This is a genomic window from Actinomadura madurae (genome assembly GCF_900115095.1).
Classification (GTDB): Bacteria; Actinomycetota; Actinomycetes; order Streptosporangiales; family Streptosporangiaceae; genus Spirillospora; species Spirillospora madurae.
This window is the reverse complement of record NZ_FOVH01000002.1, coordinates 808,912-826,130: the sequence shown is the minus strand read 5'-3', so window position 1 is coordinate 826,130 and position 17,219 is coordinate 808,912. Positions and strand designations below refer to the sequence as shown.

Genomic DNA, 17,219 nt, shown 5'->3' with positions numbered 1-17,219 from the left:
GGCCTAGGGCCGTACGCCGAACCCGCTCATCTGCACGTTCGCGCGGATCCCGTCCCAGCTCCTGGTGATGTCGAGGCGCACGTAGCGGGCGCTGACCTTGGGGAACGCCGTCGTCCCGCCCTCCTTCGGGGTGTCGGTGGCGGTGGCGACGGTGCGCCAGGTCCGCCCGTCCGAGGAGACCTGGATCCCGTAGTCGCGCGGTCCGTAGTTGGAGCGCCCGCCTACGACGACCGACCCGACCTCGACGGGCGCGCCGAAGTCGACCCCGTAGCGCACCGGGTCGGCGGGCGTCGGCCCCTGGCCGGCGGCGCGCCCCCACGACACCCAGAACGTGCTGGGCGACCCGTCCACAGCGAGATTTGCCGGGTACCGGTCCTGGCCGGCGTCGGCGACCACCCGCGGGAACGGCGCGCCGCCCGGATTGAGGGCGAGGTCGCCGGAGTGCCGCAGCGTCACCGCCGTGGCGGCGGACGGCCCGGCGTCACTGCGCGCGGTCACCTTCAGGGTGCTCGTGCCGGACGCGACGCCCTTGTCGCGCAGCCCGACGGGCACCGTCACCGACCCGCCGGCCGGCACCGTGACGCGGCCGCGCTCCGGCTCGGCGCCGATCCCCGCGGCGGCGGACGCGGTGACCGTCACGTTCGCCGGACGCGCGGAGGCGTTGGTGACCAGCACGGTCGCGCGGTTGTAGCCGCCGTCCGCCAGCGGCAGCTCCGGTTCGAGGGCCTCGGCGGTCAGCACCGGACGGTCGCCGCCGGCGGGCGTGAGAGTGACGGGCCCGAACAGCCCGTAGTCCATCGGCGTCCGCGACGCGGCGCCGGTGCCGGGTGCGGCGCGCACCGCGTTGAGCAGCGTGGAGGCGACCCGCACCGTGATCGTGTTGGCGCCCGGCCGCAGGTGGCGGCCAACGTGGACGTGCCGCAGGTCGGCCTGGTTCAGCGGCGGGAGGTCGTGCCCGTTGACGTTCACCCGGACCGTGTCCACCGGTGTCCCGAGGTCGAGTTCGGCCTTGTCGACGCCCTTCCAGCCGGGGTCGAGCGTGACGCGCGCGGTGTAGGTGCCCACGCCCGAGACGTCCCTGAGGTCCACGGGGTGGCCGTTGGCCGCGGTGATCGCCGACCAGGAGGGCAGCGCGCCGTCCGCGCCGGCCTTCACCGTGACCGGCCCGAGTGCCTTGTGCGCGGTGTCACCGGGCCTGCCGGAAGGCCCGGGACCCCAGGCGTCGACCGACAGCGACCACTCGTCGAGCCTCAACGGCTGCGGGACGGCGGCCGTCCCCTGCCCGCCCGGCCGGGGGTCGCGCGGGTGGCCGGTGAAGGTGGCGTCGCGGCGCGGCGTGACCGCGATGACCGTGGCGTCGTTCCCGGCCAGCCGGACGGGGACGGTGACGGTGCCGTGGCCGGACGTGTAGTCCGTGATCGGGGTGATCTTGCCGGTCCAGGTGTCCAGCCGGTAGGGGACGCCTTGGCCGGTCAGGGTGACCTTCTGCGCGGTCGTCGTGTTCGTCTGGTTGTACAGGTAGTAGTAGTCGGTGGAGCCCGCCTGGCGGCGCACGTCGAGGAGCGCACCCGATCCGTCGTGCGGCGTCGCGGCCGGCGTGACGGTCAGGCGCCGCAGCGCGTCCGGCGCGTCCGCCTCGCTCGCCGCCCGCACCACGCCGCGCTGCCGGAGCAGTTCGGAGACCACCGACTTCAGCCGCGCGTCCTGGCGCGCGGCGTCGCCGTTGCCGGGCACCGTGCTCGGGACGTCCCCGACGATGACGACGGGCAGTCCCTGCCGCGCCAGCCGGAGCAGTTTCTCCGCGGCGGCCACCGGCATCGTCTTCTGGTCGTTCAGCAGCACCGCGCGGTAGGCGGAGCGGTCGCCGAACAGGGTGCCGCGGGCATAGGTGGCGTCCTTGCGCTGGAGCAGCGCCGGGCTGAGGTACTCGTAGGTGTATCCGGCCGACGCCAGTGCCGAGGAGCTCTGGATCAGCTTGTTGGACCCGCTCCCGGTGGTGCCGGTGCCGTTCATGCCGAAGTCCTGCCAGTACACGGCCAGGTCGAAGCGGGGCTTGCCCTGCCGCAGCACGAGCTGCATCCGGGCCAGGTGGTCGTTGACGGAGCGGTGGTCGGCCCAGTTCGGGCCGCCCTTGTCGCCCCACGCCTCCGAGTAGGAGGTGTTGCCGCCGTAGGTCATGCCGGGCCAGGCCGACTGCGGTCCGGCGCCCGCGGGTCCCCTGCTGAGGTACGGGAAGCCGTGCCAGACGATCTGGTTCACGCCGCCGGCGAAGCCCCGGTAGACCGCCTGCAGGTTCGAGGCGTCCGATCCGGCGCCGGCCGTCGAGCCCCACACCGAGCCGGAGAAGGCGCAGCACTCGTCGGACACCACCGGCCGCCCGGACACGTGCGCGCCCGTGGCGACGACGCGGTAGTCCTGTACGTTGCTGTAGGCCCCGACCGACTGGCCGAACGCCAGCGACTCGCCCTCGGGCACGTCGACGTGCGAGGCGGCCTCGGCGACGTCCACCGGAATGCCGTAGGGCTGGATGCGGGTGCTGATGTGGTGCTTGTGCGCCCAGGTGCGGAGCACGTCGAGCCGGTTGCGGATGTAGAGGTCGCTGAGGGTCTGCCGGTAGTCGGTGCGGACCCGGGCGCCGGCGCCGCCGCCGAAGTCGAAGAACGGCCGGTCGGTGATGCCCTGGTCGCCCGCGCCGGCGAGGGCCGGGAGCACCTCGACCGGGTCGTAGCCGCGCAGCTTCGTCCACTGGCCGACCAGCTCGGACGTCCACTTCTGGGTGGAGCCCAGTTCGAGCGAGTCCTCGAACAGGTCGCTCTCGCCCATCTGGGCGAGCAGCTTCCGCACGTCGGGGGTGAGGATGTGCTCGTCGTAGAAGTCCGTGGTCGCCCTCGCCCCGGCCTTGCTGAACGGGTCGAGGGCGTAGTTGGTGCCGGTCGCGGTGTAGCCGGACAGCGACTGCCCGCTGGGCGTCTGGTAGAAGGCGATCAGCGCGTAGGTGCTCGTGGCGTCGCCGGGGAAGTCGACGGCGAGCGCGCCCTGCGCGTCCACCTTCGGGGTGACGTCGGTGACGCTTGCGCGGTCCAGCATTCTCGGCGCGCTGGAGGACGCGCAGTCCGCGTCATCGCATTTGGCGACGAGTGCGGCGATGAGCGTCCGTTTCGCACCGGCGGGCGGTGCGACGTTGAAGTTGGTCGGCAGCTCACCGGACCTGCTGGTGCCGCCGCCCTTGTGGAACTCGTGGGAGAAGACGATCTGCTGCTGTGCGCTCGGGTCGTTGACGTCGTCGACGGTGGGGACGATCGCGGGCCAGCGGGGGCCGATGGTGAAGTCCAGGCCGAGCCCCTTGGACTTGGCCTGCGCGAGCATCGTCCGGGTCTTCCGCGCCCACAGCGGGGTGCCCCAGCCGTAGGTCTTCAGGAACTCCGGCGTGTTGTTGCCGGTCCCCTCCACATTGAACGGCGCGACCTCGGCTCCGCCGCCGCCCGCCTTCTCGATCTGGTCGAGCTCGCGGCCGAGTTCGCCGTCGTCGGTGTAGGCGAGCGGCTGCCACCAGCGGTACTTGGGCCGCACGGACGCCGGAGGGTTCGCGAAGGTCCCGCGGGTCAGCACCGGGACGGCCGGCCCGGACGGCGGGGCGCCCGCGACCGCGTCGACGGCCGCGAGCCCCGGAAGCGCCACGATCGCGGCCGCCGGCGCGGCGAGCAGCCGGGTCTTGGAACGGATCATGAGGGGTAGCCCTCCAGCTCGATGACGCGGCTGTAGTTGTGGTCGTTGGAGTCGTGGACGAGCAGCCGCAGCGCGGTCGCGGAGACGGGCGCGAACGTCTGCTCGACGGTCCCGGCGGTGCTGCCGGTGACGGTCGTGACCGTCCTCCAGGCGCCGTCCACCCGGGCCTGGACGTCGAAGTCGCGCACGCCGGTCTTGGCGGCCGGGTACTTCGGCGAGTCCAGCGTGAAGACCTTCACCCGGCCGATGCGCTGCGGCTCGTCCCAGGTGGCGGTGAGGGTGTCGGGGAACGCCCCGGCGGTGTCGTCGTTCCAGCCGCCGGTGCCGTTCAGCCAGACGCCGGAGTCCGTGCCGCCGTCGTTGGTCCAGGCGGGCGACGACCCGCTGTGCGTGCTCGACGCCGACATCGCGGCGGTGCGGACGGCGTTGGACGTGACGCGCAGCGGTGCCTGGACGCTCTCGTCGTCGACGGTGACCGTGACGGTCCCGTCCTTCCCGGCGCCGGTGTTCGCGAGCGTGACCGGGACCCCGGCGGAGCCGCCCGCCGGGATCGTGACCCGGCCGCCGGCCGTGGCGGTGAAGCCCTCGGAGGCGGCGGCCCTCACCGGGACGGTGACGGGGTGCCGCTCAAGGTTGGTGACGCGGAATTCCGCCCGCGTGGGCTTCCCGTCGATCACCGGGATGTCCACGCCGAACGGCGGCTCGATCGCGAGCTGGGTCCGGTCCTGCCGCACGGCGCCGGGGGTGCGGACCGTGAACGTCCAGGAGCCCGACCCGACCTCGTACACGGCCCGCCCGTCCTGCACGCCGAGCGCCTTCGCCCCGGCGGGGGCCTTCGCACCGGACGCCCCGAGCAGCGGCACCTCGACGCGCGCCGGGGCGCCCGGCGGGACGGTGACGTCCAGCCGCAGGTCGTGCCCGGAACGGCGCCACGAGCTGGACACCGTGCCGCGCGGCGTCTCGTAGGAGGACGCGGCGCGGGTCAGGTCGCCGACGACGGCGGGCCTGATGACGAGACTGGCGAAGGCCGCCGATGCGTCGGCCTGCCGGATCCCGGCGAGCCCGGCGCCGAACCACTCGTCGATCGCGCCGAGCATGAAGTGGTTCTGCGATCCGTAGCCGGTCGGGCCGTCCCAGTACTCGGTGAGCGAGGTCGCGCCGTGCACGACCTGGTAGCCGTAGCTCGGGCTGGTGACCTGCTGCGCGACGGCGAGGATGACGTCGCCGCGGCCCGCCGCCGACAGCGTCCGGAACACCGCCGGAAGCGCGATCTCACCGACGGTCAGGTGGTGTCCGCCCGCCTTGATGGACGCGACGAGGTGGTCGAGGACGGCCTTCCTCTGGCCGTCCGGGACGATGCCGAGATCGAGCGCGAACGCGTCCCCGGCCTGGCTGCCCGAGCCGTAGGTGTGCTTCGCCTCGTCCAGGTACTTCGCGTTGAAGGCCTCGGCGATGTCGCCCGCCAGCCTGTCGTAGCGGGCGGCGTCCTCGTCCTTCCCGAGAAGCTCGGCGATGCGGGCGAGCGTGGCGGCGCTGCGCTGGTAGCCGTACGTCGCGGCGATCCCGCGCGGGGTCGTCTGGTCGACGGCCGCCCAGTCGCCGAGGCCGTAGTCGAGCAGGTTCCCGTCCGCCTTGGACGTCAGGTAGTCCAGGTACCGCTGCATGTTGGGGTAGAACTCGCGCAGCGGCGCGGCGTCGCCGTAGGTCCGGTAGTGCTGCCAGGCGGCCATGATGATCGCGCTGCCCCAGTTGGGGTCGTCGCGGACCCCGCCGGAGAACTGGACGTACTCGGGCGCGATGTCGGGGACGAGCCCGTCCGCCGTCTGCGCCTCGGCCATGTTCCGCAGCAGCGCCGGGTAGTAGGCCGCGACGTCGTAGTTGCGGGTGATCGTCCCCTGGACGAGCTGGGTCTCCTCCAGCCAGCCGAGCTTCTCCCGGTCCGGGCAGTCGGTGAGGATGCTGAACATGTTCCCCTGGATCGACCGGTCGATGATCCGGTGGATGCCGTTGAGCAGCAGGTCGGAGCTCTCGAACGACCCGGCGGAGGCGTTGCCGGCGCGCAGGACGACCGCGGAGACGGCGTTCTTGGACGGCTCCGACGGCAGGCCGGTCACCTGGACGTAGCGGAACCCGTGGTAGACGAAGCGCGGGTGCCAGGTCTCGGTGCCCGCCCCGGCGAGGGTGTAGTTGTCCTCGATCGGCGGGTTCTGCGCCCCGCCGGCGATCATCGTGCCCTGCTCGACGAGGCCGTCCGAGCCGAGCCGCTCCCCCGGCTTGAGCGTCAGCTTCGTGCCGCGCGCACCGCGCACGCGGAGCTGCGGCCACCCGGCGACGTTCTCGCCGAGGTCGAAGACGTAAGTGCCCTTCTTCGGCCGCGTGACCTTGACCGTCTCGCGGCGCCCGACGGGCACGATCGCGGGCGACATGCGCGAGGTGAGCGCGATCCCGGGGTCGGGGGCCTCGGCGGCCGGCTTCCACGACGCCAGGTTCGCCGACGGCTCGTCCCAGCCCCGCTGCGCGAGCCGGGCGTCCTCGTCCTCACCGCCGTACCAGTGCGTGAACGTCGTCGGGCCGAGGTCGGTCCGCCAGGACGAGTCGGTCGCGATCCGCGCGGTCGTCCCGTCGGCGAGGGTGACCTCCAGTTGGGCGAGCAGTTTCGGGGCGCCCTGGGCACCGACGTACTTGGTGTAGCGGTCGGTGGTCGCGGTGACGTTGTAGGTGCCGTTCCCGAGCCGGACGCCGATCGCGTTGCCGCCTCGCCGCAGCAGTCCGGTGACGTCGTAGGCGGCGTACTCGGCGCGTTCGCGGTAGTCGGTGTTCGGCGGTTCGAGGACGGCGTCGCTCACCGCGCGGCCGTTGATGGTGGCGTCGTAGACACCGAGCGCGGTGATGTAGAGCCGGGCCGACCGGACCTCGTCCTTCAGGGAGAACTGCCGCGCGAGCAGCGGCAGCCGGGGCATGTCGGTCTGGTAGGCGGGCGGGGGTTCCTGGCCGGTGACGGTCTTGGCGGCGGCGAACGGGCCGTCCGCCGAGTCCGACGTCTGGATCGTGTAGTCGACGGGGAAGTTCGGCGTCTTCCCGTCGCTCGTCATCGTGTCGGTGCGCGGATACAGCTTCACGGACGACACGTCCTTGGCCGCGCCGAGGTCGAGCTGGAGCCAGATGTGGTGGCCGGGGTCCTGCGACCCGTAGGCGGGGCTGGTGTACCCGAACGGCGCCTTCTGCGTGGTGGCCGACCCGTCGGTGACGAACTCCGGCATCCACTTGCCGGGGTACTCGCGGACCTCGGACGCGGTGACCGCCGCGCCCTTCGCCACGTTCGTCCCGGACGCGTCGAGGGCCTCGATCTCGGCGAGCTGGAGCCGCGACAGCAGCGAGCTCCCCTCCTTGATCGGCAGCCCCAGCTTCGTGACGTCCAGCCGCAGGTAGCGGGTCCTGGTGCCGGCGGGCAGCGCGACCGTGACCGGGGTCGGCGCCCGGTTCAGCCAGCGCTCGTCGCTGATCCATTTGGCGGACCAGTCGCCCTTGGCGAGCAGGCCGGTCTCGAACCGGGCGGGGGCGCTCCAGGCGGAGGCGCGCCCGGAGCCGTCCCAGACCCGGACCCGCCACCACACCTGCCGGCGCGAGGTGAGCGCCGTACCCCGGTAGACGGCGTTCGCGGTGCCGGAGGCGACCTTGCCGGAGTCCCACAGGTCGGCGTCGCCGAGCCGGTCCCGGGACGTCGCCGCGACCACCTGGTAGGCGGACTGGGCGGCGCCGCGCCCGGCCGCCGACAGGCGCCAGCTCAGCGTGGGAGTGACGTCGCCGATGCCGATCGGGTCGTCGAGCGCGTCCGTGCGCAGCCCGGAGGCGCGCAGCCCGGACGCGTCCGCGCGTGCGGGCACGGCGCCGAACGCGAGGACGAGGGGAAGCAGCGCGAGGGTCGCGACGGCGCGGCGTAGGGGGATCTTGCGCATGGCACGGGCCTTCTCGTTCGGTGCGGTCATCGGGTCTTCGCCACGAACCGGTAGGAGCCGGAGCCGACCTCGAAGACGGCGGCGCCGTCCTGCATGCGCAGGAACCTGGCACCCTGCTGTGCGACGTCGTCCGCCTTCGCCGCGGGAACCCACACCTCGGCGGTGGTGTTGACGGGCACCGAGACGTCGAGGGCGAACCGGTCGCCGCGCAGGCTCCACCGGCTGGAGACCGGCCCGTAGACCGAGTCGTAGGTGGCGGCGGCGCGGTGGACGTCGCCGCCCGGCCGGGGCCGGATCACGGTGCGGCGGTAGCCGGGCTCGGCCGCGGCGATCCCGGCGATGTTCTCGTACATCCATTCGCCGACCGCGCCGTAGGCGTAGTGGTTGAAGGAGTTCATCGCGGCGTCCTGGAAGGAGCCGTCCGGCTTGATGGAGTCCCAGCGCTCCCACATCGTGGTGGCGCCCTTGCCGATCTGGTAGCCCCAGGACGGGAAGGTCCGCTGCTGGAGCAGCCGGTAGGCGACGTCGCCGTGCCCGGTCGCGGTGAGGACGGGCAGGAGCCGCGGGGTGCCGAGGAAGCCGGTGGACAGGTGCCAGCCGCGCGCCTCGATCAGCTCGACGAGGCGGTCGGCGGCGGCCTCGCGGGCGTCCGCGGGCAGCAGGTCCATCGACAGCGCCAGGACGTAGGCGGTCTGGGTGTCGCCCTTCAGCCGCCCGTCCTTCAGGTAGGCGGTGGTGAACGCCTCCTTGACCCGCTTCGCCAGGTCCTCGTATCTCGCCGCGTCGCCGGGGCGGCCGAGGACGCGGGCGACCTGGGCGACCAGGCCGGCGGCGTGGGCGAAGTAGGCGGTGCCGATGACGTCCTTGGGCGTCTCGGCGTCGACGTTCAGCCAGTCCCCGTAGCCGGACGCGGGCCGCAGCAGCCCGTCGCTGTGGCTCTCCAGGTAAGAGATCCACTTCTGCATCGCCGGGTAGTTCTGTTCGAGGACCTGCCGGTCCCCGTACGCCCGGTACAGGTTCCACGGGACGGTGACGCCGGCGTCGCCCCAGCCGGCGGAGCCGCCGCCGAGGCCGCCGACGGTGGGCGCGATGTCGGTGAAGGCCCCGTCCGCGGTCTGCGCGTCGCGCATGTCGCGCATCCACTTGGCGAGGAACCGCGCCGACTCCATGGTGTAGGTGGCGGTTCGGGAGAACACGTTGATGTCGCCGGACCAGCCGAGCCGCTCGTCCCGCGCCGGGGTGTCGGTCGGGACCGACAGGAAGTTGCCGCGCTGCCCCCACGTGATGTTGCGGTGCAGCTGGTCGAGCATCGGCACGTCGGTGTCGAAGGCCATCGTCATCGGCTCGGCGGTGTGCTCCACCCGTCCGGTCACGGCGTCCTTGCCGGGCGTGCCGGGGTAGCCGGTGACCTCGACGTAGCGGAAGCCGTGGAAGGTGTAGCGGGGCTCGTAGGTCTCGGTGCCGCCGCCCTTGAGGGTGTAGGTGTCGGTCGCCTCGGCGGTGCGCAGGTTCGCGGTGTAGAGGGTGCCGTCCTTGTTGAGGACCTCGCCGTGCCGCAGGGTCACCTTCGTCCCGGCCTGGCCGGCGACGCGCAGCCGGACGGTTCCGACCATGTTCTGGCCGAGGTCGAAGATGTGCACGCCCTTCTCGGGGCTGGTCACGGCGATCGGCTTGATCTCCTGCTCGATCCGCGTGGGCGCGGCGGACTGCGCCACGGGCGTCGCCGTCGCCTCGTCGTTGACGAGGACGGGCTTCCACCCCTGCGCGCCGAAGCCGGGGCGGCTCCAGCCGGGGGTCTCCTCGCGGGCGTCGTACCGCTCCCCCATGAGCAGGTCGGAGGTGAGGACGGGGCCGGTGGCGCTGCGCCAGCTCGGGTCGGTGACGATCCGCCGCGACGTCCCGTCGGTGTAGTCGATCTGGAGCTGGGCGCGCAGCCACGGGCGCGGCCCGTACCGGCCGGGTCCGAAGCTCGCGACGTGTCCGGCGTACCAGCCGGGCGCGAGGGTGGCGCCGATCGCGTTGCCGCCCCTGCGCAGAAGCTGCGTCACGTCGTAGGTCTGGTACTGGACGCGGGTCTTGTAGTCCGTCCAGCCGGGCGTCAGCTCGTCGTGCCCGACGCGCCTGCCGTTGATCTCGGCGGTGTAGACGCCGAGGGCGGTCGAGTACAGGCGGGCCCGCTCGATCTTCTTCCCGACGGTGAAGTCCTTGCGGAGCTGGGACGTCAGCCCGTCCGGCCCGCTGGAGACGGTCTGGAGCGAGAACCGGCGGTCGCCGGGGGCGGGCTCGCCGTCCGTGTACGCCTGCCCGTGGTCGTAGCCGCCGCCGGTGTGGCTCCACCAGCCGATCTGCCCGGACGGGTCGGACTGCTCGATGTAGTAGGTCCCGGAGGGTGCCGGGGTGTCGAGGGTGAGGGCGGCCTCGGCGTTGTCGGAGTGGTCGACGACGCGGCGCTGGGCGAGGATCTCGCCGCCGGGCCCGTCCTTGCGCAGCGCGATGGTCGCGTCGGCGTCGGTGGTGTGCCACGTCGGCATCGGGATCGACACCTTCGTCACCGGCTTGTCGGAGGTGAACGTCTGCCCCTGCGTGGTGCCCGTCTTGAGCTGGGACGGGTCGTTCTGCCCGGTGAAGGAGGTGGGCAGCGGCAGCGGCGCGTCGTGCCCGATCCACTCCCCGGCGAGCGCCGCACCGTCCAGCAGGCCGGTCTCCCACCAGGTGGCCTTGCTCCAAGCGGAGGGGCGGCCGGTCCCGTCCCACACCCGGACCGTCCAGTAGTAACGGGTCCGGGGCTTGAGTCCCGGCCCGGCGTAGGGGACGAGCACGGACTGCGCGGAGTCCACCTTCCCGCTGTCCCACACGTCCGGTGCGGAGAGGCGGGACGGCGCGGACGCCACCCGCACCTCGTACGCCGACTGCGCCTGCCCGCGCTTCGCCGAGCCGAGCCGCCAGGTCAGCCGCGGGCGGGCGGCGTCGAGGCCGAGCGGCCGGTCGGCGTACTCGGTGCGCGTCTGGACGACCTTCACGGCGCCGCCCGGCGAGGCGGCGGGGACCGCGCCGGCGGTGGTGACGACGAGGAGGAGGGACGCCGGGAGAACGAGGAATGGGGATGTGGGACGCAGCGCTCTGGGTGTTCGCCGCATGGGTTTTCCTCCGGTTTTCGGGCGCGGCGAACAGAGCCCGCGGCCCGGTGGGGCACGGGCGCGGCTCGCCGTCACCTCAGTTGTGGATCCCCCGATCCTGTGCGGTGAGGTTCAGCGCCTCACCTCGATGAGCTCGATCTCCAGGAGGTCGGCCAGGGCCTTCAGGTCGGCGATCCGGTGGCCGGTGCCGAGCGCCCAGTGGTGCGAGATGCCGGTGGCGGACCAGGCGTCGGTCCACTCGCCGGGGTCGCAGCCGAAGTCGACGCGGGACGTGGTGTTGCCGATCTGCAGCAGCGGGCCGTCCACGGTCTCGCCCTCGGACGCGGCGAACGCGAACCGGCCGTCGCGCCGCTGGATGATCCCGAACGCGGTGACCGGGCCGTGCTTGACGTCGAATTCGACGGACACGCCGTAGCCGCGCTTGCCGTGGTAGACGCCGAGCCCTCGCAGCAAGGGACGGCGGGCGCTGATCGCCAGGTGCGCGGGCCCGTCGTGGCCCATCTCGACGTGGCCGCGGTGGAAGTCGAGGGCCTGCAGCTCGGTGAACGAGCCGCCCGCGCCGAGCCGGTCGGCGATCAGCATGGCGAGGGACGTGCGCAGCTCGTACTCGCCGGCCGCCGGGATCCCGCGCGCGGTGAGCAGCGAGGCGCCGAGGATCATCCCGGCGCCGAGCCGCTCGTGGACCTCGCCGTCCAGGCCGCGGTGGTAGTAGGCGAGGCTGTCCAGCTGGAAGTCCTCGGCGAGCCGGTCCAAGCCGACCGCGACGCGGGCGGCCCAGGTGAGGTCGTCGTCGTCGACGGACGCGTCCAGCTCGAAGATCTTCTCCGCCTCGGCCTTCTTCGCGGCCGTCTCGGCGTCGGTGACCTTCTCCACCCGGACGCGCAGGTCGTCGAACTCCAGCACCTCGACGTGCCCGCCGAAGTTGGCGCTGACGAGCGTGAGGTCGGTGGAGACGTCCAGCATCCCCGGGTACAGGTGGCCCATCAGCCCGTGCCGGCCCCGCCGCAGCGCGGCCCGCACCCCGGCGGCCCGCACCCAGCGGCCGATCCTCGCCCAGGCCCGCTCGTCCTCCAGGTAGCCGGAGACCGAGCGGAACGGGACGCCGCAGCGCGCGAACGCGTTCGCCATCTCCGGCAGCGGGCAGGCGCCGCAGTAGGCGAGCCACTGCCCGGTGTCGAACGTGGCGTGGTCCATCGACTCGGTCGGCTGCAGGTTGATCAGCAGGACCGGCGCGTCGGCCCGCTGCGCGACCGGGACCAGCATCGTCGCGGTCATGTAGGTGGTGAGGAAGCCGACGATGATGTCGCAGCCGGCCGCGCGGAGCCTCTCGGCCGCCGCCGCGCCCTCCTGCGCGTCGGAGATGAACCCGACGTCGACCACCTCGGCGCCGAGCCCGCGCATCCGCTCCGAGACGCGCTCGGCGGACCGCTTGAGCTGCGGCAGCAGATCCGGGAACTGCGGCCAGTAGGCGCCGAGGCCGCCGGCGACCAGTCCGACCTTCACCGCCGGCGGCGCTGTGTCGTTTGCCATTCGTCTCCTCCTGTCGGCTAATGGGCTGTGAGGGTGTGGCGCCCGGCGGGCGCCCCGTCCACGTAGACGTACCTGCCGTCGCTGGACACACCGTGCGCGGTGGCCTTGCCCGCGGCCCAGACCGTCCGCCCGTCGAGCGTGACCCGCCGGGTGGACGGGGCGACCGGGACGGCGAGGCGGCCCCGGGTGCCGCTCGGCGCGGTGACCTTGAGCCGGAAGCCGTGCCCGGTCCTGCGCCAGGACGCGGCGATGTCGCCGTGCGGGGTCGGCACGGTCCCTTCGGCCCACCTCAGCTTCCCGGTGAACGGGACCACGGCCCAGGACGAATACCCGGGGGCGGCCGGGCGCACGCCCAGCACCCTGGAGCTGAGCGTGACGGTCGGCTGCGCGGCCCAGCCGTGCGCGAGGCTGGAGAACTGCCTGAGGTTGGGCGTGCCGTCCGGCTGCATGTGCTCCCAGAACGTGGAGCCGGGGTCCTGCTGGAGCTGGTGGCCCCAGTACTTGCGGATCAGCTCCAGGCCGGACGCGTCGCCGGTCTCCAGGCGGGCGTCGGCCTCGAACCCGCTCGGCAGGGGCGCGTAGAACGGCGGGAGGCTCGCGTTCGGGGTGGACGTGGAGACCGTCAGCGACCCGATGTCCGTCCAGTTGTTGGCGCGGAGGTAGGCGAGGGCCCGCTTCGCGCGGTCGCCGCCGGCGATGCCGGTGAGGACCGCGGTGACGTTGCCGTCCTGCGGATAGGCGCCGGGGATCTCGCGGGACAGCCGGTAGGCGCCGGTCCCGTCGTCCCACAGCTGGTCGTTGACGGCCTTCTTCACGGCCGCGGACCGGTCGGCGTAGGTCTTGGCGGCCGAGGCGTCGCCGCGCGCCTTCGCCATGGCGGCCATCTGCTCCAGGTTGCGGGCGTAGAGGGCGTTGACGTAGGTCTCGTGGCCGCAGTCGGAGTAGCCGTAGTGGCCGCACGACCCGGAGTTCGCGAAGCCGATCAGGCCGCCGTCGTCCTCGGCGCGGACGGACTCCAGCCAGGCGGTCGCCTTGGTGAGCTGCGGCCACCACCTGTCCAGATAGGCGCGGTCGCCGGTGTACCACCAGTGGTCGTACATGTTCGCCACGAACCACGTGACGTACTCGCCGTAGGTGCGCAGCTCGTTCTGGTTGTGCTGGCCGACCAGGCTCGCGGCGGGCATGTAGCCGTCCGGGAGCTGCTGCGCGGCGAGCGAGGAGAGCGAGTTGTCGACCGAGCCCATGTCGTAGGTGCTGACGTAGGCGACGGGCGCCTGGACGGCGAGGTCGCCCTGCCAGACGATCCGGTCGCGCTTGCCGCCGTCGTAGATGACGGAGACGTTCGGGTCGGCGTGCGGGACGGGGGCGTCGGCGTGGTCGCCCTCCCCCGGCTCGTAGGGCCACTTCTTGGCGGTGTCCGGGGCGCCGGTGTTGATCTGGACGGTGTAGGCGCCCGCGTACCAGATCTTGTTCAGCAGGTCGTCGCTGGACAGGAAGTGGCCGCGGTAGCCGTCCAGGTCGCGCTGGTCGGGCGCGGCGGTGAAGTCGAGGGAGATCGCGTCGACGTCGACGCCGCCGGGGCCGTCCAGGAACAGCGTCGCGTACCGGAAACCGCCGCGCAGCTCCGTGTCGCGGACGGTGCCGGGCAGGCTCACGCCGTCCAGCGGGAGGGCGTGGCTGTCGGTGTCCGCGGTGTAGGGCCGGCCGGGGAAGCCGTTCCAGATGTTGGCCGTGTCGCAGCCGGGCGCGATCTTCCCCTGGCCGTCGTTGGCCTCCGGATCCAGCGCCATGTACCGAACCGACTCGGAGAAGCAGGCGCGCAGCTTCGGGGAACCGGACGTGCCCTTCACCCGGACTTTGAGATGCCCGGCGACCTCCTTGCCGAAGTCGACGATCAGCAGCGGGGAACCGGCCCGGTCATCGGCGCCGCCGAGCCGGACCGAGCCGCCGCCCTTCCTCAGCGCGGACTCCGGAGAGCCGTCGATCGCCCCCTGACGGGGGTCCGCCTTGAACACCGTGACGGGCTTGACGTCGCGGCTGGACGGGGCCAGGACGTAGGGGCGCCACTGGCCGGGGCGCGGGGTGTAGGAGGCGTCCTGCCAGGGGCCGCGCGGGCGCGGCGCGGCGACGGCGGGCAGTGCCAGGGCGGCGGTGCTGGTGATCGTGAGCGCGGCGGCGACGGCTGCGCGGGCGAGGGAGCGGCGGGCGGTGGTGGGGGGGACCATCATCACTCCAGGTCAGCGGGAGGCGGTCAGGGTGGACGTGCCGGTCAGCCCGGGGATCCGCACGAGGCCGTCCCGGACGGTGACGCCCGGCTTCACGGCCGTGCCGTCGTGCCAGACGACCTTTCCGTCGACCCGGACCTCCGACGCGCCGCCCGCCGGGACGCCGGCGGTGGCGGTGGTGCCTCCGGGTGCAGTGACGCGGAGTGTGAACGTCCTTCCCCGCTGCTTCCACGCGGCGGTGATGTTTCCGTGCGGGGTGGGCACGCGTCCCTGCGCCCAGCGGAGCCCGCTCGCCGGGTGCGGCAGGACGGTGAACGTCCCGAACCCGCCCGACGTGGGGGTGACGCCGAGGACCTGGTTGGTGAGGAACGAGGTGGGCGCGGCGGCCCATCCGTGCGACAGGCTCGTGTAGGAGCCGAGCTGCGGCGCGCCGGACGGGTTGACGTTCTCCCACAGCGTGCCGGGCTGCGCCTTGCCGAGCATCGGGTACCAGGTGCGGCGGAGCAGCGACATCGCGCCCGCCATGTCGTCCTGGGTGGAGTGGGCCAGCAGCGACTGGGACGACACGAACGGGCTGATGTACTGCGGGACGACACCGCCCGGCTCGTCCACCGTGAGGTCGCCGTGCGGGTTGGCGAGCGCGTCGCCGAAGAACTTCAGCACCGACTCGGCGCGGTCGCCGGTGGCGACGCCCGCGACGATCGCCATCGCGTTGCCGTCCTGCGGGTGGCGGCCGTCGGATGGGCTGACCTTGTACGCGCCGGCGTCGGCGTCCCAGAGGTGGTCGTTGACCGCCTTGGCGGTGCGGGCGGCGTGCTCGCGGTAGGTCGCGGCGAGTTCGGTGTCGCCCTTGGCCTCGGCGGCCTGCGCGGCCTGCGCGAGCACCTTCACGTACAGGGACGAGACGTAGGTGCCTCCCGCGTCGTTGCCGTAGCCCCAGGTGCCGCCGGCGCCCTTCATGGTGAGCAGGCCGTCGTCCCCGGCGTTCGACTCCAGCCACGCGACGTTCTTCTTCATCGCGTCGTACCACGTGTCGAAGAACGCCTGGTCGCCGGTGTAGAGGTAGTGCGTCCAGTAGTTGTGGACCCACCAGGCCGCGTACTCGCCCCAGCTCATGTTGTAGCCGTGCTGCTCGGTCAGGTAGAGGCCGGGGATCTGGCCGCTGGCCGCCTGCCCCTTGGCCATGAACCCGACCGCGTTGGCGGACGGGCCCGACCGGCCTGTCGAGAGGTACGAGACCGGGTCCGCGACCGCGTTGTCGCCGCCCCAGATCATGCGGTCGCGCTTGGCGCCGTCGCTGATGACGCTGTCGCCCTCACCGACGATCGCGTCGTTGCGGACCGGCCCCTCCCGGCCCGGGTAGGGGCGCCCGGTCGTCGGGTCGATCGTCGCCATCTGGACGGTGTAGGCGCCCGCGTACCAGAGCCGGTTCAGGGTGTCGTCGCTGGACAGGAACGCGCCCTTGTAGCCGTCGAGGTCCGGGTTGGCGGGGTCGGCGGTGAACTTCAGCCGCAGGTCGGACAGCTTCACCTTTCCGGGGCCGTCCAGGAACACCATGAGGTAGCGGAAACCGCCCCGGATCACCGGGTCGGTCATAGCGGAGCGTCCCGCCTGGGTGTCGAAGTAGTGGGTCTCGGTGGCGAGACCGACCGGGTCCTGGCTGTAGTCGGACGCGGTGGTGAGGTACTGCGGGCTCTCGCTGAACGCCAGGCCGAGCCTGGGCGTGCCCTCGCGGACGTCGGCGGTGACCTGGACCTGCCCGCCGACCTCCTTACCGAAGTCGTAGACGACGTAGGGGCGGCCGTACTCGTTGGACGTGAGGGTGGTCGTCCCGTGGTGGAAGGCGCCGGACGGGTTCGCGACCGTCCCGCCGTAGGGCGCCGCAGGGGCACGGCCATCGTTGTAGAGGGTCCAGACGGCGTGGATGCGGGCGCCCGGCCCCGGCTCGTCGGTGTTCCGGAACGAGACCCGCATCTCCCTGGCGGATCCGACGATCCCTGCCGGGACGGTCACGTCGTAGTGGACGAGACCGGCCTTGTCGCCGCTCCACACTCCGGCCTGCGCCGGGTCGGGCTCGCGCTCGTGCACGACCTTGCCGTTCACCAGCACCTCGTAGTGCGCGGTGGCGCTGCCCGCCTCCTCCACTCGGAGCGTCACGGGACGTCCGGGCGTGACGCGCAGGCGGTAGCCGAAGCTCGCCCCGGCCTTGTCGCCCGTCTGACGGGTCATCACGCCGTCGGCCTTGGCGGTCGTGGACGACCCGGCCTCCAGGTCGTGCCCCTCCGTCTCCGACTTCTCGGACGCGGCGGTCACGTAGTCGCCGTTCAACCCGTGCGCCTCCCCCACCTTCACCGGACGGACCGTCCGGCTGGAAGGGGCGAGGACGTAGTGATCGGCGCGGGACAGGGACGGAAGTCCCAGCGGATCTCGGGGTGCCGCGGAGGCGACGCCGGACGGCACGGCGACCAGGGCGGCCGCGCCCAGGCCCAGCGAGGTGATGACGGATACACGGGAACGCGCGAACTTCTCGGCCGGGGTCATCGTTGTCCCTTCGGGTTCCTTTGGTCGAGTGGGCCCATCGGGGCCGGCCGGCGCCCGGGTGGGGGCGGTCGGCCGCGGCGATGTGAGCGCCGCGGCCGGCCGTC

At 72.8% G+C, this 17,219-nt stretch carries 6 protein-coding genes; all 6 read right to left on the bottom strand.

Annotated features, from left to right (window positions below; translation table 11 throughout):
- Nucleotides 1-3: 3 nt before the first annotated feature.
- Entirely contained in the window at nt 4-3,726 is a 3,723-nt protein-coding gene (locus BM339_RS09310; RefSeq protein ID WP_075020527.1) for a glycosyl hydrolase, read from the bottom strand.
- Nucleotides 3,723-7,712, bottom strand: a complete 3,990-nt coding sequence (locus tag BM339_RS09305; RefSeq protein ID WP_075020526.1) for a family 78 glycoside hydrolase catalytic domain — start codon at nt 7,710-7,712, stop codon at nt 3,723-3,725. The genes BM339_RS09310 and BM339_RS09305 overlap by 4 nt, the downstream gene beginning before the upstream one ends.
- Nucleotides 7,709-10,819 carry a glycoside hydrolase family 78 protein gene (locus BM339_RS09300; protein ID WP_083597471.1) on the bottom strand — a complete coding sequence of 1,037 codons (3,111 nt, stop codon included), beginning with the start codon at nt 10,817-10,819 and terminating at the stop codon, nt 7,709-7,711. Before BM339_RS09300 ends, BM339_RS09305 begins: the two co-directional genes overlap by 4 nt.
- 111 nt (nt 10,820-10,930) lie before the next feature.
- The gene (locus BM339_RS09295) at nt 10,931-12,349 is read right to left on the bottom strand and encodes an L-fucose/L-arabinose isomerase family protein (RefSeq protein ID WP_075020525.1); all 1,419 of its coding nucleotides are present in this window, start codon (nt 12,347-12,349) and stop codon (nt 10,931-10,933) included.
- Nucleotides 12,350-12,366: 17 nt separating this feature from the next.
- Nucleotides 12,367-14,577 carry an alpha-L-rhamnosidase-related protein gene (locus BM339_RS09290; protein WP_075020524.1) on the bottom strand — a complete coding sequence of 737 codons (2,211 nt, stop codon included), beginning with the start codon at nt 14,575-14,577 and terminating at the stop codon, nt 12,367-12,369.
- Between the two features lie 9 nt (nt 14,578-14,586).
- Nucleotides 14,587-17,115: an alpha-L-rhamnosidase-related protein gene (locus BM339_RS09285; protein WP_075020523.1), complete on the bottom strand. Its 2,529-nt coding sequence runs from the start codon at nt 17,113-17,115 to the stop codon at nt 14,587-14,589.
- Between the last annotated feature and the right edge of the window lie 104 nt (nt 17,116-17,219).